A 19,232-nucleotide genomic window follows, 5' to 3' on the forward strand; every position below is an offset into this window, starting at 1 on the left:
CCGAGGGGTGTCAGCCCGTCAGTTCGTCGGCGAGGGCGCGCAGGGCGAGGCGGTAGGAGCCGATGCCGAACCCGGCCACCGTGCCCGTGGCCACTGCGGCGACCACGGAGGTGTGCCGGAACTCCTCGCGGGTGTACGGGTTGGAGATGTGCACCTCGATCAGCGGGGCGGTGCGCTGGGCGGCCGCGTCCCGCATGCCGTACGAGTAGTGCGTGAAGGCGCCCGGGTTGAGAACGACCGGGATGGAGCCGTCCGCCGCCTCGTGGAGCCAGCGGATCAGCTCGCCCTCGTCGTTGGTCTCGCGTACGTCGACGTCGAAGCCGAGCTCCTTGCCGAGCGTGGTGCAGGTCTCGACGAGTCCGGCGTAGGAGGTGGCCCCGTAGACGTCGGGCTCGCGCGAGCCGAGCCGGCCGAGGTTGGGGCCGTTGAGGACGAGGACCCTGCGGGTCACGCGGAGACCTCCCCGTAGGCGGCGAGCAGCACGGCCGGGTCGGGGCCCTCCAGGACGGTGGGCTTGCCGATGCCGTCCAGGACGATGAAGCGCAGCAGGTCGCCGCGGGACTTCTTGTCGAGCTTCATGTTCTCCAGCAGCTTGGGCCACTGGTCGCCGCGGTAGGTGAGCGGCAGGCCCACCGACTCCAGGATGGTGCGGTGCCGGTCGGCGGTGGCGTCGTCGAGGCGTCCGGCGAGCCGGCCCAGCTCGGCGGCGAAGACCATGCCGATGGAGACGGCCGCGCCGTGGCGCCACTTGTAGCGCTCGTTCTTCTCGATCGCGTGGCCCAGCGTGTGGCCGTAGTTGAGGATCTCGCGGAGCCCGGACTCCTTGAGGTCGCTGGAGACCACCTCGGCCTTGACCCGGATGGAGCGCTCGATCAGCTCGGCGGTGTGCGGCCCGGAGGGCGTACGGGCCCCCTCGGGGTCGGCCTCGACCAGGTCGAGGATGACGGGGTCGGCGATGAACCCGGCCTTGATGATCTCGGCCATGCCGGAGACGTAGTCGTGGACCGGCAGTGACTCCAGGGCGGCGAGGTCGCAGAGGACCCCGGCGGGCGGGTGGAAGGCGCCGACCAGGTTCTTGCCCTCGGCGGTGTTGATGCCGGTCTTGCCGCCGACGGCCGCGTCGACCATGCCGAGCACGGTGGTCGGGACGGCGATCCAGCGGACCCCGCGCAGCCAGCTGGCGGCGACGAATCCGGCGACGTCCGTGGTGGCCCCGCCACCGATGCCGACGATGACGTCGGTGCGGGTGAAGCCGGTCTGGCCGAGCGCCTTCCAGCAGTAGGCGGCGACCTCGACGGTCTTGGCCTCCTCCGCGTTGGGCAGCTGGATCGCGATGGCCTCGTACCCCTGGGCGGCGAGGTCCTCACGGACCGCCTCACCGGTCTCGGCGAGCGCCTCGGGGTGCAGGACGGCGACCCGCTTCGCACGGTCGCCGATGAGCTGGGGCAGCTCGCCGAGGAGCTGGTGGCCGACGAGGACCTCGTACGGGTCGGAGCCCGCGGAGCCTGCGACCTGGATGCGGGTGGGGCCCTGCTGCGTCATGCCGGTGTTCTCCACGCCGGGGGCGGCTTGGCCCTCCGGCAGTTCCAGTGCGTCGATGATCGCCTGGGCGACCTCTTCGGGGGTGTTCTCGTCGGTCGCGACGACGGTACGGGCGACCTCTTCGTAGAGATGGCGGCGGGCGTCCATCAGCTCGCGCCACTGCCGGCGCGGGTTGACCGCGAGCAGCGGACGTGCGGCGCCGAGCCCGACGCGGCGGACGGCCTCGTCCACGTCCATGGAGAGGTAGACGACCGGCCGGCCGGCCAGCAGCTTCCTGGTCGCCCCGTCCAGGACGGCTCCGCCACCGAGGGAGAGGACGCCCGGGTGCCCGGCGACGGCCGCGGCGACGGCGCGGCGCTCCAGGGCACGGAAGTGCTCCTCGCCCTCGTCGTAGAAGATCTCCGCGATCGGCTTGCCGGCCTCGGCGACGACGTCCGCGTCGGTGTCCCGGTAGGTGGTGCCGAGCCGGGCGGCGAGCAGTTCGCCGACGGTGGACTTGCCGACGCCCATCGGACCGACGAGGACGACCAGGGGGCCGCTCATCGGATCTGGAGGTGGTCGAGGTACGACTGGACGTTGCGGCGGGTCTCGGCCACGCTGTCGCCGCCGAACTTCTCCGCGACCGCGTCGGCCAGGACCAGGGCGACCATCGCCTCCGCGACGATGCCCGCGGCCGGGACGGCGCAGACGTCGGAGCGCTGGTGGTGGGCCTTGGTGGCCTCGCCGGTGGTGACGTCCACGGTGGCCAGCGCGCGCGGCACGGTCGCGATGGGCTTCATCGCGGCGCGGACGCGCAGCAGCTCACCGGTGGTGAGCCCGCCCTCGGTGCCGCCGGACCGCCCGGAGGTGCGCCGGATGCCCTCGTCGGTGGCGACGATCTCGTCGTGCGCCTTCGATCCGGGGACCCGGGCCAGCTCGAAGCCGTCGCCGACCTCGACACCCTTGATCGCCTGGATGCCCATGAGCGCGGCGGCGAGCCGGGCGTCCAGGCGCCGGTCCCAGTGCACGTGCGAGCCGAGCCCGACGGGCACGCCGTACGCGAGCACCTCGACGACGCCGCCGAGGGTGTCGCCGTCCTTGTGGGCCTGGTCGATCTCGGCCACCATCGCCTTGGACGCGTCGGCGTCCAGGCAGCGGACCGGGTCGGCGTCCAGCTTCTCCACGTCGCCGGGGACGGGGACGACGCCGTACGGCGCCTTGGCGGCGGCCAGCTCGACGACATGGCTGACGATCTCGATGCCCGCGGTCTCCTTGAGGTAGGAGCGGGCGACGGTCCCGAGGGCGACGCGGGCGGCGGTCTCCCGGGCGCTGGCGCGCTCCAGGACCGGCCGGGCCTCGTCGAAGCCGTACTTCTGCATCCCCGCGAGGTCGGCGTGGCCGGGCCGGGGCCGGGTCAGCGGGGCGTTGCGGGCGAGCTGGGCCAGCTCCTCGGGGTCGACCGGGTCGGCCGACATGACCTGCTCCCACTTGGGCCACTCGGTGTTGCCGACCATGACGGCGACCGGGGAGCCCATGGTGAGCCCGTGGCGTACGCCGCCGAGGAAGGTGACCTCGTCCTTCTCGAACTTCATCCGCGCGCCGCGGCCGTAGCCGAGCCGTCGCCGGGCCAGCGCCTCCGCGACCATCTCCGTGGTGATCGGGACACCGGCGGGAAGACCCTCCAGCGTCGCCACCAGTGCGGGGCCGTGCGACTCCCCCGCGGTCAGCCAGCGCAACCTGCTCAACGGTGCTCCTCATGCTCGCGCCTGAAATCCAACGGCGCCACCGGGTGCGCGGCCCTGGCCCGCCACTCCCGATCCTCCCACGAACGAGGGCACGATCCGGTCGCCGGTCCAGCAGACGGACCGGCGAGGGCCGTGGACACCCGCGGCCGACGGTCAGCGAGCAGCGAGCGCGGCCTCCCCGGCCTGCCGCATGGCGGCCAGCGGCGCCGGGATCCGGCCGGTCATCTGCTCGACCTGGAGCAGCGCCTGGTGAACAAGGAGGTCGAGTCCGCCGACGACCGCCCCGCCCGGCGCGGACCAGGCGGCCGCGAGCCGGGTGGGCCACGGCTCGTACAGCACGTCGAAGAGGATGCCCGGAGCCTCGGGCACGGAGCCGGTGAAGGCGTCCGTCGCGCCCGCAGGGGTGGTGGCGATGACCAGGGGTGCGCTCAGCGCCGCCGCCCCGTCCGCCCAGTCGGCGGTCATGACGTCGACCCCGAGCCGCTCCCCCCAGCCGCGCATCTCGGCGGCCCGTTCGGGGCTGCGCACGTACGCCGTGACCGGCCCGGCGCAGACCACGGCGAGCGCGGCCAAGGCGGAGGAGGCGGTGGCGCCGGCGCCGAGGACGGCGGCGGATTCCACCTTGTCGACGCCGCGTTCCCGCAGGGCGGCGACCATGCCGGGGATGTCGGTGTTGTCTCCGATGCGACGGCCGTCCTCGGTGAACACGACCGTGTTGACGGCCTCCACGGAGGCGGCCGTCGCGCTGACCTCGTCGAGCAGCGGGATGATCGCCCGCTTGAGCGGCATGGTCAGGGACAGCCCCGCCCAGGAGGCGTCCAGCCCTTCGATGAACCCGGGCAGTGCCGCCTCGTCGACCTCGAACCGGTCATAGGACCAGTCGTCGAGGCCCAGCTCGGCGTACGCGGCGCGGTGCAGGACCGGGGAGAGGGAGTGGGCGATGGGCGAGCCGAGGACCGCAGCCCGGCGGATCCCGCTCACTGGCCGGACTCCTCTTGATACTTCCGCCGGTTCTTCTCGTGCTCGTCGTTGGTCTCGGCGAAGACGGTCTTGTCCTCGTTGATCGAGACAAAGTAGTACCAGGGACCCGGTGTGGGGTTCATGGCCGAATGCAGTGACTCCGCGCCCGGATTACTGATCGGACCGGGAGGCAGACCGATGATCCTGTAGGTGTTGTACGGGTCGACGATCTCCCGCACCTTGTCGACCGAACCGATATCGAGGGTGCTCTTGCCGTTGAGGTAGTTGACCGTCGAGTCGAATTCCAGCCGGCCGACCGTTTGCGTGTTGCCCGGCTTGAGCCGGTTGTAGACGACCCGCGCAACCTTGTCGAAGTCGTGCTTGTACTTGCCCTCGACCTGCACGAGGCTCGCTACGGTGATGAGCTCCCACGGAGTCTTCAGCCCAAGCTTCTTCGCGCTGCCTTCCAGGTCGAGCTTGCCGTACTCCTTGTTCGCCCGCGCGACCATCCGCTTCAGCGCGTCCTCGGGCTTCGACCCCTTGGCGACCGGGTAGGCCGCAGGATAGAGGAACCCCTCCAGCGGGTCCTTCACATCCGGGTTGTCGTCGGCCCAGTCGGGCAGACCCAGCGACTCCGCCTTGGTCTTGGCGATCTTCGCCGTGGTGCCTTCCTTCAACTCCAGGCGCTTGTCGATCTCGGTGTAGACCCTGGCGTTACGCCACCCCTCAGGGATCACGAACGCGTTCTGGCTCTTCGGATCGAGCATCAGCGTGATAGCACTGGCCGCCGACATCTCCTTGTTCAGGAGGTAGACGCCCGCCTGGAGCGACTTGCCCTTCGGGTTGTCGTTCTGGGCGGCCACGAAGGCGTCGGAGGACTTGATGACGCCCTTCTTGCGCAGGATGTTCGCGATGTCGTACCCGAACGCGCCCTCGGGGATCTCGACCTCGACCTGCTCGCCGGTGCCCGACCCGGTGTAGTCGGCCGGTGCGCCGAACTGCTTCTTCCAGAAGGTGTAGCCGACGTAGCTGACACCACCGACGCCGCCGACCAGGACGACGGAGACCACCAGGCAGGCAACGCCACTACGGCTCTTCTTCTTGCCCTTGCCGCCCCGGCGCTCGTTGCCCCCGCGGCCGCGGCGCGAGGGGCGCGATTCGTCGTCGTCCGGGTCATCGTCGTCGTCACGCGGGTCGCGGTCGGACGGGTCGTCGGCACCGGTGAAGAAGGGGTGTGTCTCCTCCTGCGGCTGGTCCTGATCCCAGTCCGTCGGTTCCTGCTGCTGGGGCTGCTGCGCGGGTGCGGCCTCGCGGCGGCCCGGGGGCTGCGGCGGCGGGTAGGCCTCGGGGGTGCCGTAGTAGTCCTGCGTCGCGTCATAGCCGCCGGGCTGCTGCGCGTACGGGTCCTGGGGCTCGGCCCCGTACGGCATGGCGGCCTGCTGACCGGTGTCCCAACCGCCGTCGTACTGCGGCTGGGCACCGGGCTGCTGGGCGTACGGGTCCTGCTGGGGCGCGCCGTACGGCTGCTGGCCGTACTGCTGGTTCTGCTGCTGGCCGTACTGCTGCTGATGGTTCTGCTGCTGGCCGTACTGCTGATGCTGGTCGTACGACGGCTGCTGGTGCCCCTGGTACTGCTGGTGATTCTGGTGCTGCTGGGCGTACGGGTCCTGCGGATAGGACTGCTGCTGGTCGCCGTACTGGCCCTGGCCGTGGGCGGCCTGGTGGCCTCCCCATCCCTGGTCCCCGTACAGGGGATCCTCGGGATGCCACGGTTCGGAGCCGGGGCCCCGGCCATACTCAGTCATCGATCCCCTAGAGCCGCGAGACGACGTTCCGTCTCTTCGCTTCGCTGTGCGGTTTATTCGAACACCGCCGCATCGCGCGGAACGTTACCGTATCGCGATCAGACAACCACTTCGACGCCCTCGCCCGGGGGATTACCTGACGCCCGTTCGGACTCCAGAGCGTTCTGAAGGATCACCACAGCGGCAGCCTGGTCGATGACAGATCGGCCCTTCTTGGACTTCACGCCCGAGGCGCGCATGCCCTGGGCCGCCGTCACTGTGGTCATCCTCTCGTCCACGAGTCGCACCGGGACGGGGGCGATCGACCGGGCGAACACCTGGGCGAAGTCACGGACCTTGGCCGCCGCCGGGCCCTCGCCGCCGCCGAGGGAGCGCGGCAGACCGAGGATGACCTCGATCGGCTCGTACTCCTCCACGATCTGGCGGAGCCGCCGGTGGGCGGCCGGGACATCGCGTCCCGGCACGGTCTCCACCGGCGTGGCCAGGATCCCGTCGGGGTCGCACGAGGCGACCCCGATCCGGGCGTCCCCGACGTCGACGGCGAGCCGTCGGCCTCGGCGCATCTCTGTCATCGCGCTCGTCACGCCGTCTCGTTGACGAGGCGTTCGACCGCGGCGACGGCGTCGCCGATCGCGGCCGGGTTCGTGCCGCCGCCCTGGGCGACGTCCGGCTTGCCGCCGCCACCGCCGCCGAGGGTCTTCGCGGCCGTACGCACGAGGTCACCGGCCTTGAGACCGCGCTCGCGGGCGGCCTCGTTGGTGGCGATCACCGTGAGCGGGCGGCCGTTGGCCGTGGTGAACAGGGCCACGACGGCCGCGCGGTCGCCCTGGATGCGCCCGCGCACGTCCAGGACCAGCTTGCGCAGGTCGTCGGCGGAGGTGCCGTCGGGGACCTGGCCGGTGACCAGGGCGACGCCGCGGACGTCCTTGGCGGAGTCGACCAGACCGGCGGCGGCCGCGAGGACCTTCTCCGCGCGGTACTTCTCGATCTCCTTCTCGGCGTCCTTCAGCTTGCCGAGCATGCCCGCGATCTTCTCGGGCAGCTCCTCGGGACGGCCCTTGACCAGCTCCTGGAGCTGGGCGACGACCGTGTGCTCCTTGGCGAGGAAGTTGTACGCGTCCACGCCGACCAGAGCCTCGATGCGGCGCACGCCGGAGCCGATGGAGGACTCGCCGAGCAGCTTCACCAGCCCGAGCTGGGCGGTGTTGTGGACGTGGGTGCCGCCGCACAGCTCCTTGGAGAAGTCGCCGATGGTGACGACGCGGACCCGCTCGCCGTACTTCTCGCCGAACTCGGCGATGGCGCCCTGCTTCTTGGCCTCGTCGATGGACATGACCTCGGCCTGGACGTCGAGTTCGCGCGAGAGGACCTCGTTGATCCGCTGCTCCACGTCGGTGAGGACCGTGCCGGGGACGGCGGCGGGCGAGCCGAAGTCGAAGCGGAAGCGGCCCGGGGAGTTCTCGGAGCCGGCCTGGGCGGCCGTCGGGCCGAGCGCGTCGCGCAGCGCCTGGTGCGTGAGGTGCGTGGCGCTGTGGGCGCGGGCGATGGCCCGGCGGCGGGTGGCGTCGATGGAGGCGAAGACGGGGGCCCCGACCGTCACCTCGCCGACCTGGACGACGCCCTTGTGGACGTGGACCCCGGGAACCGGCTTCTGGACGTCGCGGATCTCGATCACGGCACCCGTGTCGAGCCGGATGCGGCCGGTGTCGGCGAGCTGGCCGCCGCCCTCGGCGTAGAAGGGGGTGCGGTCGAGGACGACCTCGACCTCGTCGCCCTCGGTGGCGGCGGGCGAGGGCACCCCGTCGACCAGCAGGCCGACGATGGTGGACTCGCCGGCCACGCTGGTGTAGCCGGTGAACTCGGTGGCGCCGGAGGTGTCGGCGACCTCGCGGTAGGCGGAGAGGTCGGCGTGCCCCGTCTTCTTGGCGCGGGCGTCGGCCTTGGCCTTGTCGCGCTGCTCCTGCATGAGGCGGCGGAAGCCGTCCTCGTCCACGGAGAGCCCCTGCTCGGCGGCCATCTCCAGGGTGAGGTCGATCGGGAAGCCCCAGGTGTCGTGGAGCAGGAACGCCTTGTCCCCGGCGAGGACCTTGCCGCCGGCGGCCTTGGTCTCGGTGACCGCGGTCTCCAGGATGTTGGTGCCGCCCTTGAGGGCCTTGAGGAAGGCGGCCTCCTCGGCGAGCGCGACCGTCTCGATGCGCTTGCGGTCGGTGATCAGCTCGGGGTACTGCTGCCCCATCGTGTCGATCACGACGTCGATCAGGTCCTTGACGACCGTGCCGGTGGCGCCCAGGAGGCGCATGTTGCGGATGGCGCGGCGCATGATGCGGCGCAGCACGTAGCCGCGGCCCTCGTTGCCGGGGGTGACGCCGTCGCCGATGAGCATCACCGACGTACGGATGTGGTCGGCGACGACGCGGAGCGAGACGTCCGTGCCGCTCTCGGCGCCGTAGCGGACGCCGGTCAGCTCGGTGGCCTTGTCCATGACGACGCGCAGGGTGTCGGTCTCGTACATGTTCTGGACGCCCTGGAGGATCATCGCCAGGCGTTCCAGACCGAGACCGGTGTCGATGTTCTTGGACGGCAGGTCCCCGAGGATCGGGAAGTCCTCCTTGCCGTCGCCGGCACCGCGCTCGTACTGCATGAAGACCAGGTTCCAGATCTCCACGTACCGCTCGTCGTTGACGGCCGGGCCGCCCTCGACGCCGAACTCGGGGCCGCGGTCGTAGTTGATCTCCGAGCAGGGTCCGCAGGGTCCGGGGACGCCCATGGACCAGAAGTTGTCCTTCTTGCCCAGGCGCTGGATGCGCTCGGCGGGAACGCCGATCTTGTCGCGCCAGATGGCTTCGGCCTCGTCGTCGTCGAGGTAGACGGTGATCCAGAGCTTCTCGGGGTCGAGGCCGTAGCCGCCGTCCTCGACGGAGTTCGTCAGGGCCTCCCAGGCGAGCTGGATGGCCCCTTCCTTGAAGTAGTCCCCGAACGAGAAGTTGCCGCACATCTGGAAGAAGGTGCCGTGGCGGGTGGTCTTGCCGACCTCTTCGATGTCCGGCGTACGCACGCACTTCTGCACGCTGGTGACGCGCGGGGCGGGCGGCTTGACCTCGCCGAGGAAGTACGGCTTGAAGGGAACCATGCCCGCGGGGACCAGCAGCAGAGTCGGGTCGTCCGCGATGAGCGACGCCGAAGGCACGGCAGTGTGACCGCGCTCCTCGAAGAAGCTCAGCCAGCGGCGGCGAATTTCAGCCGACTCCATCAGTGGTCCTCATTCCGGTTGTTCGATTTGTAGGGAAGCGTGCGGTACGTGTTCGGGTGCGCGGCGGTTTCGGGCGCTTCGACCGCCCAGTGCCGCTGGACGGGAAGGTCCTGGTCGACCGGGGCCTCCAGGCCGAGGGCGCCGCCCAGTTCGGCTTCGCGCCGGACCATGCCCTCGCGTACGTCGAGGGCGAAGTCCTTGAGCTTGTGACCGGTCTCGATCGCCTTGTCCGCGGCCTGCGCCGCGAGGCTCTCGGGCGTCAGCTGCTTGAGCTTGCGGTTGACCTTGGTGGTGGCCCACACACCGGCGGCTGCGCCGGCGGTGAACCAGAACGTGCGGCGGAACATCGCTCGATCAGTCCTTCTGTCCGCGGGCGTTTCGGCGTTGGCTCCTGCGGCCTCGCGCCGAGGGTACGGTCCGGCCGACGATCACCGTACGGCGGGCGGAGCCACGGCCCCGCGCCGGTTCCGGATCGGGCTCGGGCGTGGTGCGGCGGCCGAGCGCCTGCCGTACGCCGTAGCCGAAGGCGGCGACCTTGACGAGGGGGCCGCCGAAGGTGGAGGCGACGGTGGTGGAGAGCGCGGAGGCGTTGGAGGTGACCTCCTGGACGTCGCTCGCGATGGCGTCGACCTTGTCCAGCTGGGTCTGCGCGGAGCGCACCGTCGCCGAGGCGTCGGCCAGCAGCGGAACGGTCTGTTCGGTCACGTCCGCGACGAGTTTGGTGGTCGCCCTGAGCGTCTGGGCGAGCCTCACCAGCACCACGGCGAGGAACGAGACCAGAATCGCCCAGAAGACGGCCACGAGGATCCCGGCCACCTCTCCACCGGACACTGTGCACCGCTCTCTGCTTGTCGATCGGCCCCTGCGGGGGCTTGTCTCCGTCGGTGCCGCCCGGCTGCCGCCCGAGCGCCCGATCGTCGTCCCACGAGCCTATCGCGCCGCGCATCTCCTCCCCTACCGCATTCCCCGCGGGCCGGGCCGGAGTTGTCCGGCGAGATTGTACGGAGAGCTTTCAAGCCAGTACGCTCCGTGTTTCATGCGACGCCTGCAGGACCCTCGCCCGAATCCCGATGATCCCGACGCCCGTCCCGTGGCGGCGCCCGGTGCCCTCCCGGCCGAACTGACCAGGTTCGTGGGCCGGGACGACGAACTGGCCGAGGTGGACGGGCTGCTGGAGGAGTCCCGGCTCGTGACCGTCGCCGGGGTTGCGGGCGTGGGCAAGACCCGGTGCGTGATCCGGGTCGCCGCGCTCCGGGAGAAACGGTACTGCGACGGGGTTCTGCTGGCCGAGCTGTCCACCGTCCGCGATGCCGGCCTGCTGGAACACGCCCTGATCGACGCCCTGGGGCTGGCCGATCACACCAGCCGGCCGCCGCGCGCCGTCCTCGTCGAGCACCTCCGCGAGCGCCGGACGCTGCTGGTGATCGACGGCTTCGAGCACCTCGTCGACGCCTGTGCCGACCTCGTCACCGATCTGCTGCGCCGGGCCCCGGGCCTCCAGGTGCTCGCGGCCGGGCGCTGCCCGCTGCGGGTGGACGGGGAGCGGGCGTATCCGCTCGCCCCGATGTCCGACGGGGACGCGGTGGAACTCTTCACGGAACGGGCGCGGGGGGTGCGGCCGGGCTGGGAGCCGGCGACGGTCGAGCGGTCGGCCGTGCTGGAGCTCTGCCGTCGCCTCGACGGCATCCCGCTGGCCCTGGAGCTGGCGGCCGGACGGCTGCGCGCCCTCTCGGTGGAGCAGGTGCTGCTGCGCCTCGACGACCGGTTCCGGCTGCTGACCGGCGGCCGACGCGGTGCGCCGCCGCGCCATCAGACGCTGCGGACGGCGATCGGCTGGAGCCATGAGCTGTGCACGCCCGAGCAACGGCTTCTGTGGGCGCGGCTGTCGGTGTTCGCCGGGCAGTTCGATCTGGAGGCGGCCGAGTACATCTGCGGCGGGGCGGATCTGCCGGCCGACGCGGTGCTCGACGTGCTGGACGAGCTGATCGCGCAGTCGGTGGTGGAGCGCGAGGACGGCCCGGCCGGGGCCCGCTACCGGCTGCTGGACACGGTCAGCGACTACGGGGCGCAGTGGCTGGCGGCGACCGGCGACGCCCAGCGGCTGCGGCGGCGGCACCGGGACTGGTTCCTGGGGCTCGCGACCTGGTGCGAGCTGGACTGGTTCAGTCCGCGCCAGGCGGAGGTGGCGGCGCGGATCGACAGCGAACTGCCCAATCTTCGCCGGGCGATGGAATGTTCGATGGAGAGTCCCGACGAGGTGCATCTCGCGCAGCATCTGGCGGGCACCCTGTGGTTCTACTGGACCGGCTGCGGGCGGCTGTCCGAGGGGCGGCACTGGCTGGACCACGTACTGGAGGAGCCGACCCCGCACGATGCCGCACGGCTGAAGGTGCTGTGGGTGCTGGGTTACGTGGCGGTGCTCCAGGGCGACGCGGTGGGCGCGATCTCGGCGCTCCAGGAGTGCCGGGAGGAGGCCGAGCGCCGCGGGGACGCGACGGCGCTGGCGTACGCGGTGCACCGCACCGGGTGTCTGGCGATCGTGACCGACGACCTGGAGCGCGCCGAGGAGCTGCTGCGCGAGGCGCTGGGCCGGTACCGCGAGGTCGGCGAGCTGAACAGCAACGTCCTGATGGCGCAGGTGGAGCTGGCCATGGCGGTGGCGTTCCTCGGCGATACGGACGCGGCGGCGGTGATCTGCGACGAGGTCCGGGAGGTCTGCGAGGACCACGGGGAGCGGTGGGCGCTGGCGTACGCGCTGTATGTCCTGGCGTACGCGGCGCTGCGGCGGGGGCGGCCGGCCCGGGCGCGGCAGATGCTCGGCGAGTGCCTGACGATCGGCCGGACGTTCAACGATCTGCTGGGCACGGTGCTGTCGCTGGAGCTGCTGGCGCTGGTGACGGCGGTGGAGGGAGACGCCGGGGAGGCCGCCGTGCTCCAGGGGGCGGCGGAGGGCATCTGGCCGTCGGTGGGGCTGCAGCTGTTCGGCTCGGCGTTCTACGGGCGGCCGCGGGTGGAGTGCGAGGAGCAGGCGCGCCGGGAGCTGGGGAACGCGGCGTACGAGGAGGGGCTGCGGGTGGGGAGGCGACTGGATCCGGCCGCGGCGGTCGACCGGGCCCTGGCCGGTGGCGGACCGGGTGCGCCGGTGGACGCGCCGGGCGTGGGCGGGGCGCCGGCGCCGGGCGGGCCCGGGGGAACGCGAAGGCCCGCCGCCTCCCGGATGACAGGGAGGGGCGGGCCGGAGCGCTGGTGAGAGCGGCTACGCCTGGATCAGCGGGCGTAGTACTCGACGACGAGCTGCTCGTCGCAGATCACCGGGATCTCCTTGCGGTTCGGGTCCCGGTCCAGGCGGAAGGCCAGGGCCTTCAGGTTCACCTGGAGGTAGCGCGGGGTCTCACCCTCGGTGTCGTAGCCACCCTCGCGGGCCACCTGGAAGGGGACCTTGGAGCGGCTGCGCTCGCGGACCTGGACGATGTCGTCCGGGCGCACGCGGAAGGACGGCTTGTCGACCTTGCCACCGTTGACCTCGATGTGGCCGTGGACGACCATCTGACGGGCCTGGTAGATGGTGCGGGCGATGCCCGAACGCAGGACCAGGGCGTCGAGACGGCGCTCGAGCTCGACGACCAGCGCCTCGCCCGTCTTGCCCTCGGCCTTCTTGGCACGGTCGTAGGCGCGCGCCATCTGGCGCTCGCTGATGTCGTACTGCGCACGCAGGCGCTGCTTCTCCAGCAGACGGACCTTGTAGTCCGAGTTCTGCTTGCGGCCACGGCCGTGCTCGCCCGGCGGGTACGGACGAGCTTCGAAGTACTTGACAGCCTTGGGCGTCAGGGCGATGCCGAGGGCACGCGACTTCTTGACCTTGGGACGCGACTGGTTAGGCACGTTCTCCAGACCTCCGTTGTAGGTTAGGTTAGGCTTACCTTACTCAAGGAGATCGCATGTCTCGCCCTGGGAACACCACTCACGTCACGGACAGCACAGACAGCGGCAGCACCTCAGAGAAGGGTGCTGCTACGACGGAAGGCCGATCAGATCGTGGTCAGCCGCGTCCCAGCGGGCTAGAAAACACTCGGATGCCGTCAGCAGCCGAGCGCACACGAACTCTCGTACAGAGTACCTGCTCCGCGCTGCTCGTCGTACCGGGGCTGGAACCGGCCCGCGCCGAACCCCTGATTCCGGACAGCCGGAGCGTGGGGCCCGAGGGCGATGTGTTCCTCCAGTTCGCCGCGGATTCCCCGGCGGTCCGGGCCGCGACGCACGCGCAGGACGACGAGCTGACCGCCGTGCTGGAGATCACGGACGTCGCTCCCGTCTCCGTGCCGCACCGGATCCGGGGCCGCGCCTGGGTCTCCGGCTGGCTGACCTCCGTCCCCGGCGTCGCCGAGCCCGGCCGGATGATGCTGCGCCTGGAGTTCGGCGAGGCGTACGTGGACGACCTCTGGGGCGCCGAGGACATCGAGCCGGAGGACTTCCGCGACGCGGCTCCCGACCCGCTGGTCCTCCACGAGGCGGAGCTGCTCCAGCACCTGGCCTCCGCCCACGACGAGCAGATGCGCACGCTGTGCGGGCTGCTGGGCGAGCGGACCGCCCGGGTGTGCGCGCCGAACCAGCCGGGCGCGGTGCCGGTGGCGCTGGACCGCTTCGGGTTGCGGGTCCGCTTCATCGAGAGCAGGGACGCCTGCTTCGACGCCCGCTTCGAGTTCCCCGAGCCCGTGCGGGACGTCACCGAGCTGCGCCGCGCCATGCACTCCCTGTTCGAGGCGGCCGCGTCCTGATCCGGGCGGCATGAGGACGAGGGCCCCTATCCCTGCTCGCCGCCGTCGCCGACGCGGCCGAGGCGCTCGCGGACCCGCTCGACGACGTCCGCGTACCGTGCCTCGGCGCCGTAGCGGGTGGGGGTGTAGTACTGCCGGTCGCGGACGGCGTCCGGGGCGTACTGCTGGGCCGCGATGCCGCCCTGCACGTCGTGCGGATAGACATAGCCCTGGGCGTGGCCGAGCTTGGCCGCGCCCTTGTAGTGACCGTCGCGCAGATGGGCCGGGACGGGTCCGGCGAGCCCTCTGCGCACATCGTCCTGCGCGGCGGAGATCGCCAGCGTCGCCGCGTTGGACTTGGGGGCGAGCGCCAGCGCGATGGTGGCGTGGCTGAGGGTGAGCGCCGCCTCCGGGAAACCGATCATGGCGACGGCCTGGGCGGCCGCCACCGCCGTCGGCAGCGCGGTGGGGTCCGCGAGCCCGATGTCCTCACTGGCCGAGATCATCAGCCGCCGGGCGATGAACCGGGGGTCCTCCCCCGCCTCGATCATCCGGGCCAGATAGTGCAGTGCGGCGTCCACGTCGGAGCCGCGGATCGACTTGATGAGCGCGCTGGCCACGTCGTAGTGCTGGTCGCCGTCACGGTCGTACTTCACGGCGGCGCGGTCGACGGTCGCCTCGACCGTCTCCAGCGTGATCTCCGCCTCCTGCGTGGCGATGGCCGCTCCGGCCGCGGCCTCCAGCGCGGTGAGCGCCCGGCGCGCGTCGCCCCCCGCGATGCGCAGCAGATGCGCCTCGGCGTCCTCGGGCAGGGTGACCGCCCCGCCGAGCCCCCGCTCCTCGGTCAGCGCCCGGCGCAGCAGAGAGCGCAGGTCGTCGTCGGTCAGCGGTTCCAGGGTGAGCAGCAGGGAGCGCGAGAGCAGCGGGGAGATGACCGAGAAATACGGATTCTCCGTGGTGGCGGCGATGAGCGTGACCCAGCGGTTCTCCACGGCGGGAAGCAGGGAGTCCTGCTGGGCCTTGGAGAAGCGGTGGATCTCGTCCAGGAAGAGGACGGTCTCCTTGCCGAAGCCACCGGTGGCGCGGCGCGCGCTCTCGATGACGGCGCGGACCTCCTTGACGCCCGCGGTGATCGCGGAGAGCTCCACGAAACGCTTGTTGGTGGCCTTGCTGACCACATACGCCAGGGTCGTCTTGCCGGTGCCCGGCGGGCCCCACAGGATGACGGAGGACGCCCCCGCGGGGCCGCTCCCCCCGTCGCCGACGAGGCGGCGCAGAGGGGAGCCCGGCTTCAGCAGATGCTGCTGGCCGACGACCTCGTCGAGGGTGCGCGGACGCATCCGGACAGCGAGGGGGCTGCTGGACGGGTCCTTCTCCTGGCGGTCTTCGGCGGCTGCGGTAAAGAGGTCGGGCTCCACGTCATGAAGCCTAAGCGACCCCACTGACAGGGCCGCCGGGGGCGTCTCCGGCGGACCGGCCGGCAGCACCTGTCCAGCTCGCGGGTGGTCCTCAGCTGGTCCAGAAGTCCCACCAGCGGGTCAGGATCAGCATGCCGATGATCCCGATCCACATCACCGGAAGCACCCAGGGGAACTCGGTGAGCCCGCTGCGCAGCCAGGCCGGGGCCGGGAGGATGCGGTGCTTGACGTTGTGCGTGGTCACGTAGCAGAACATGACGATGGTGGCGACCCAGGCCAGGCAGCACCACAGGCAGAGCGAGTTGATGTTGTACAGCGACTGGTACTGGAGCCAGGTGCAGAAGCCGACCCCGAACAGCGTCCCGGCGTTCAGCCCGAGCCAGAACCAGCCGCGGTAGCGGGCGCCGGCGAGCAGGCCCATCCCGATCGCGATGACCATGCCGTACGTGACCAGCCCCAGCATCGGGTTGGGGAACCCGAACGCGGAGGCCTGCTCGCTCTTCATGATGTTGCCGCACGCGACGACGGGGTTGAGGCTGCAGCCGGGGGTGAAGGAGGGGTCCTCCAGCAGCTTGAACTTGTCGATCGTGATGACCCAGGAGGCCAGCAGGCCGGCCGCACCGGTGATCACCAGAAGCAGGGCCAGACCGCGTCCGGCCCCGAAGGCGCGCTTGCGGCCGCCCTCGTCCTGATCGGAGGAGAGATCGTGGTCTACCGCTGCAGTCGTCATATCGCCGTTCCGTCACCGAGTGGTCAGCCGGGCAAGGTCATTGTGCCGCACCCCCGCACCGGTCCACCGTTCGATGGACATAAAGGTGTACGTCCGGTGGGCAGCGGACCGCCGGCCGCACGGAAGGCTCGGACCCATGACGGAACTCGTGGTGAACGTGCGCGGACTGCGCAAGCGATACGGCGCTGTGACCGCGCTGGACGGCCTGGACCTGGGCATCCGGCGCGGCGAGGTGTACGGACTGCTCGGCCCGAACGGCGCCGGGAAGAGCACCTGTGTGGGAGTGCTCCAGGGGCAGCGGGACCGGGACGGCGGCCAGGTGGAAGTGTTCGGTGTCGACCCCGCCACGGCCGACCGCCGTCAACGGTCCCGGGTCGGGATCGTCTGGCAGGATGAATCCGCTCCCGCCGAGTTGACGGTGCGGGAGACGGTCCGGCACTTCGCCCGCTACTGTCCCCGCCCGCGCGACCCCGACGAGACCATCGCCCTGGTCGGCCTCTCGGCGAAGGCGGGATCCCGGACGAAGGCCCTCTCCGGCGGTCAGCGCCGCCGCCTCGACGTGGCGCTCGGAGTGATCGGCTCCCCCGAACTCCTCCTGCTCGACGAGCCGACCACCGGATTCGATCCGGCGGCCCGTCGGCAGTTCTGGGAGCTGATCCGGCTGCTCTCGGCGGACGGCACCACCATCCTCCTGACCACGCACTATCTGGAGGAGGCCGAGGCGCTCGCCGACCGGCTCGTGGTCGTCGCCTCGGGCGCCGCGGTCGCCGAGGGGACTCCCGGGGAGCTGCGGGCCCGGTACGGCACCCATGCCACGGTCCGGTGGACGGAGCCCGACGGATCGCCGCGCTCCGAGGAGACCGCGACGCCGACCCGTACGGTCACCGCGCTCGCCGACCGGTTCGGCGGAGAGGTCCCGGGGCTGCTCGTCACCCGGCCCACGCTGGAGGACGTCTACCTGCGGCTCACCGGGCAGCCGGAGGCCGTCCGATGACCGCGCGGGACACCACCGGCCTGCCCGGTGCGTGGCGCCTGGGTCTGCTGCGCGGCGGTCTGGAGCTGAAGCAGTTCTTCCGCCTGCGCGACCAGGTCGTCTTCTCACTCGCCTTCCCCGTCGTCCTTCTGGTGCTGCTCGCCTCGATCTTCGGCGGTGAGGTGGCGGACGGCGAGGTGTCCGTCTCGCAGATCTATGTGGCCGCGATGCTCGGGGCGGGCATCATGGCGACCAGCTTCCAGTCGCTCGGCATCTCCATCGCGATCGAGCGCGACGAGAGGCTGCTGCGCCGGCTGATCTCCACACCGATGCCGCCCTCCGCCTACTTCCTGGGAAAGGTCTGGCTGGTCCTGGGCACCGGGGCCCTGGAAGCGGCCGTCCTGCTGGCGGTGGGTGTCGGACTGTACGATCTTCACCTGCCCGGGGACGTGTCCACCTGGCTGACGTTCGGCTGGATCTTCCTGCTCGGGACGGCGGCCTGCGCGCTACTCGGCATCGCGATCAGCAGTCTGCCCGGGTCGGGCCGGAGCGCGGGCTCGGTGGTCGTCCTGCCGTTCCTGGTGCTCCAGTTCGTCTCCGGCGTCTACATCCCGGCGAGCGAACTCCCGGACTGGATGCTGAACATCGGCGCCCTGTTCCCGCTGAAGTGGATGTGCCAGGGCTTTCGCGGGGTCTTCCTGCCCGAATCGGCCGCCGTGCTGGAGCAGGCGGGCGGCTGGGAGTTCGGACGGGTCGCCCTGGTGCTGGGCGCGTGGTGCATCGGAGGGTTGCTGCTGTGTTTGCTGACGTTCCGCTGGAAGAGCCGGCGCGACGGCTGACCGGTACGGGCGGGGCGCGTGACTCCGACGTCTGGGTCCGGTCGCTGCCTCCCTGGGACGGGTATTTCGCCGTCGTCTGGGCGGTCACCCTCGCCGTGGTGCTGGGGGCGGCCGAACCGTCGTGGCCGGTCCGCCTGACGGCGGCCGCGATCGTGGCGCTGAATCTGCCGTGGTACGTCCTGGTCGGCCGGCCGGCCATGCTGGACGACAGCGGGGCCGAGGGGCCGGCCCGCCGCTATGTGGTGGGAGCGCTGCTGCTCTTCCTGCCCACCGCGATGCTGGTCGGCGAGACGCAGCTGGTCACGTTCGCGCTGGCCCCGCAGTGCTTCATGCTGTTGCGGCTGCGGGACGCGCTGTGGGTGCTGGGCGGTATGGGCGCGGTGCCGTTCGTCGGCTGGACGCTGCTGTGGCATCCCACGGCGGGCGAGGCCGCGTTCCGGCTGCTGCTGGCGGTGGCGACCTTCGCGTTCAGCGCGTTCCTGGGGCGGTGGACGATGCGGATCGTCGCCCAGAGCCGCGAGCGGGCCGCGCTGATCGCCGAGCTGGAGGCGGGCCGCGAGGAGATCGCCCGGCTGTCCACGGCCCACGGGGCGCTGGCGGAGCGGGAGCGGATGGCGCGGGAGATCCACGACACGCTGGCCCAGGGCTTCACCAGCCTGCTGATGCTCTCGCAGGCCGTCGAGTCCGAGCTGGAGCACGATCTGCCGCGGGCCCGGCGGCATGTGGCGCTGATGACGCGGACCGCGCGGGAGAACCTCGCCGAGGCACGGGCGCTGGTGGCCGGCGGTTCACCGGCCGATCTGGCGGGCAACTCGCCGGCGGACGCCCTGCACCGGCTGACCGACCGGCACACCGCGCAGACCGGCGCCCCGGCCCAGCTGACGGTGACCGGAGGCGTCCGCCCGCTGCCGACCGCGTACGAGGTCGTCGTCCTGCGCGCCTGTCAGGAGGCCCTCGCCAACACCCGTAAACACGCGGGCCCGTCCGTACCGGTGGCCGTCGTGCTGACGTACACCTCCGACGCCCTGACCCTGTCCGTACGGGACGAGGGGTGCGGCTTCGACCCCCGGGCGCCGCGCGAGGGCTACGGCCTCGACGGCATCCGGGCCAGGGCCGAGGAGGCGGGCGGCGGCGCGACGGTACGCAGTGAGCCGGGCGCCGGGACCTCGGTGACCGTGACCCTGCCACTGCCGCCGGCCGCCCCGGCCACGGGCGGCGCTCAGCACCCCTAGAAGGA

The 19,232-nt window shown here is 71.5% G+C and carries 17 protein-coding genes; 5 read left to right on the forward strand and 12 right to left on the reverse strand.

Annotation, left to right across the window (positions count from 1 at the left end):
• Positions 1–10: 10 nt before the first annotated feature.
• The 9 genes from aroQ to IE145_RS13210 all read right to left on the reverse strand — a co-directional run bounded on the left by aroQ (position 11) and on the right by IE145_RS13210 (position 10,097).
• Entirely contained in the window at positions 11–451 is a 441-nt protein-coding gene (aroQ, locus tag IE145_RS13170) for a type II 3-dehydroquinate dehydratase (protein WP_189521111.1), read from the reverse strand.
• Positions 448–2,085: a 3-dehydroquinate synthase gene (aroB, locus tag IE145_RS13175; RefSeq protein ID WP_189521113.1), complete on the reverse strand. Its 1,638-nt coding sequence runs from the start codon at positions 2,083–2,085 to the stop codon at positions 448–450. Before aroB ends, aroQ begins: the two co-directional genes overlap by 4 nt.
• On the reverse strand, positions 2,082–3,266 hold the full coding sequence (gene aroC / locus IE145_RS13180) for a chorismate synthase (RefSeq protein WP_030712602.1): 1,185 nt from the start codon (positions 3,264–3,266) through the stop codon (positions 2,082–2,084). The genes aroB and aroC overlap by 4 nt, the downstream gene beginning before the upstream one ends.
• Before the next feature lie 153 nt (positions 3,267–3,419).
• A complete protein-coding gene (locus IE145_RS13185) occupies positions 3,420–4,247 on the reverse strand; it encodes a shikimate dehydrogenase (protein ID WP_189521115.1) in 828 nt (275 codons plus the stop codon).
• The gene (gene mltG / locus IE145_RS13190) at positions 4,244–6,031 is read right to left on the reverse strand and encodes an endolytic transglycosylase MltG (RefSeq protein ID WP_189521117.1); all 1,788 of its coding nucleotides are present in this window, start codon (positions 6,029–6,031) and stop codon (positions 4,244–4,246) included. Before mltG ends, IE145_RS13185 begins: the two co-directional genes overlap by 4 nt.
• Before the next feature lie 98 nt (positions 6,032–6,129).
• Positions 6,130–6,603, reverse strand: coding sequence for a Holliday junction resolvase RuvX (gene ruvX / locus IE145_RS13195; protein WP_189521272.1), 474 nt, complete (start codon positions 6,601–6,603; stop codon positions 6,130–6,132).
• An 8-nt stretch (positions 6,604–6,611) separates the two neighbouring features.
• Positions 6,612–9,281: an alanine--tRNA ligase gene (gene alaS / locus IE145_RS13200; RefSeq protein WP_189521119.1), complete on the reverse strand. Its 2,670-nt coding sequence runs from the start codon at positions 9,279–9,281 to the stop codon at positions 6,612–6,614.
• On the reverse strand, positions 9,281–9,628 hold the full coding sequence (locus tag IE145_RS13205; protein WP_189521121.1) for a DUF6167 family protein: 348 nt from the start codon (positions 9,626–9,628) through the stop codon (positions 9,281–9,283). Before IE145_RS13205 ends, alaS begins: the two co-directional genes overlap by 1 nt.
• 7 nt (positions 9,629–9,635) lie before the next feature.
• Complete coding sequence (locus IE145_RS13210; protein WP_189521122.1) at positions 9,636–10,097, reverse strand: DUF948 domain-containing protein; 462 nt, start codon at positions 10,095–10,097, stop codon at positions 9,636–9,638.
• 220 nt (positions 10,098–10,317) lie between these two features.
• On the opposite strand from IE145_RS13210, the gene IE145_RS13215 reads away from it, so the two are divergent.
• Positions 10,318–12,531 (forward strand): ATP-binding protein, encoded by a 2,214-nt coding sequence (locus IE145_RS13215; protein ID WP_189521124.1) that lies wholly within the window; start codon positions 10,318–10,320, stop codon positions 12,529–12,531.
• Positions 12,532–12,548: 17 nt separating this feature from the next.
• Here the strand turns inward: IE145_RS13215 and rpsD are convergent, their stop codons facing one another.
• On the reverse strand, positions 12,549–13,163 hold the full coding sequence (gene rpsD / locus IE145_RS13220) for a 30S ribosomal protein S4 (RefSeq protein ID WP_006123201.1): 615 nt from the start codon (positions 13,161–13,163) through the stop codon (positions 12,549–12,551).
• A 191-nt stretch (positions 13,164–13,354) separates the two neighbouring features.
• Here rpsD and IE145_RS13225 point away from each other — a divergent pair, with 191 nt between their 5' ends.
• The gene (locus IE145_RS13225) at positions 13,355–14,056 is read left to right on the forward strand and encodes a DUF2470 domain-containing protein (RefSeq protein ID WP_189521126.1); all 702 of its coding nucleotides are present in this window, start codon (positions 13,355–13,357) and stop codon (positions 14,054–14,056) included.
• 26 nt (positions 14,057–14,082) lie between these two features.
• Here IE145_RS13225 and IE145_RS13230 read toward each other — a convergent pair whose 3' ends face one another.
• Both IE145_RS13230 and IE145_RS13235 read right to left on the reverse strand, forming a co-directional pair.
• Entirely contained in the window at positions 14,083–15,453 is a 1,371-nt protein-coding gene (locus tag IE145_RS13230; RefSeq protein ID WP_189521128.1) for a replication-associated recombination protein A, read from the reverse strand.
• A gap of 91 nt (positions 15,454–15,544) precedes the next feature.
• The gene (locus tag IE145_RS13235) at positions 15,545–16,183 is read right to left on the reverse strand and encodes a vitamin K epoxide reductase family protein (RefSeq protein ID WP_189521130.1); all 639 of its coding nucleotides are present in this window, start codon (positions 16,181–16,183) and stop codon (positions 15,545–15,547) included.
• Positions 16,184–16,319: 136 nt separating this feature from the next.
• Here IE145_RS13235 and IE145_RS13240 point away from each other — a divergent pair, with 136 nt between their 5' ends.
• The 3 genes from IE145_RS13240 to IE145_RS13250 are packed head-to-tail and all read left to right on the forward strand — an operon-like array spanning position 16,320 to position 19,227.
• Positions 16,320–17,177 (forward strand): ABC transporter ATP-binding protein, encoded by an 858-nt coding sequence (locus IE145_RS13240; protein ID WP_189521132.1) that lies wholly within the window; start codon positions 16,320–16,322, stop codon positions 17,175–17,177.
• Positions 17,174–17,995, forward strand: a complete 822-nt coding sequence (locus IE145_RS13245) for an ABC transporter permease (RefSeq protein WP_189521134.1) — start codon at positions 17,174–17,176, stop codon at positions 17,993–17,995. Before IE145_RS13240 ends, IE145_RS13245 begins: the two co-directional genes overlap by 4 nt.
• Entirely contained in the window at positions 17,953–19,227 is a 1,275-nt protein-coding gene (locus IE145_RS13250; protein ID WP_189521136.1) for a sensor histidine kinase, read from the forward strand. Before IE145_RS13245 ends, IE145_RS13250 begins: the two co-directional genes overlap by 43 nt.
• Positions 19,228–19,232 lie beyond the last annotated feature (5 nt).

Origin of the sequence: Streptomyces sindenensis (assembly GCF_014649035.1) — a bacterium.
Classification (GTDB): Bacteria; Actinomycetota; Actinomycetes; order Streptomycetales; family Streptomycetaceae; genus Streptomyces; species Streptomyces sindenensis.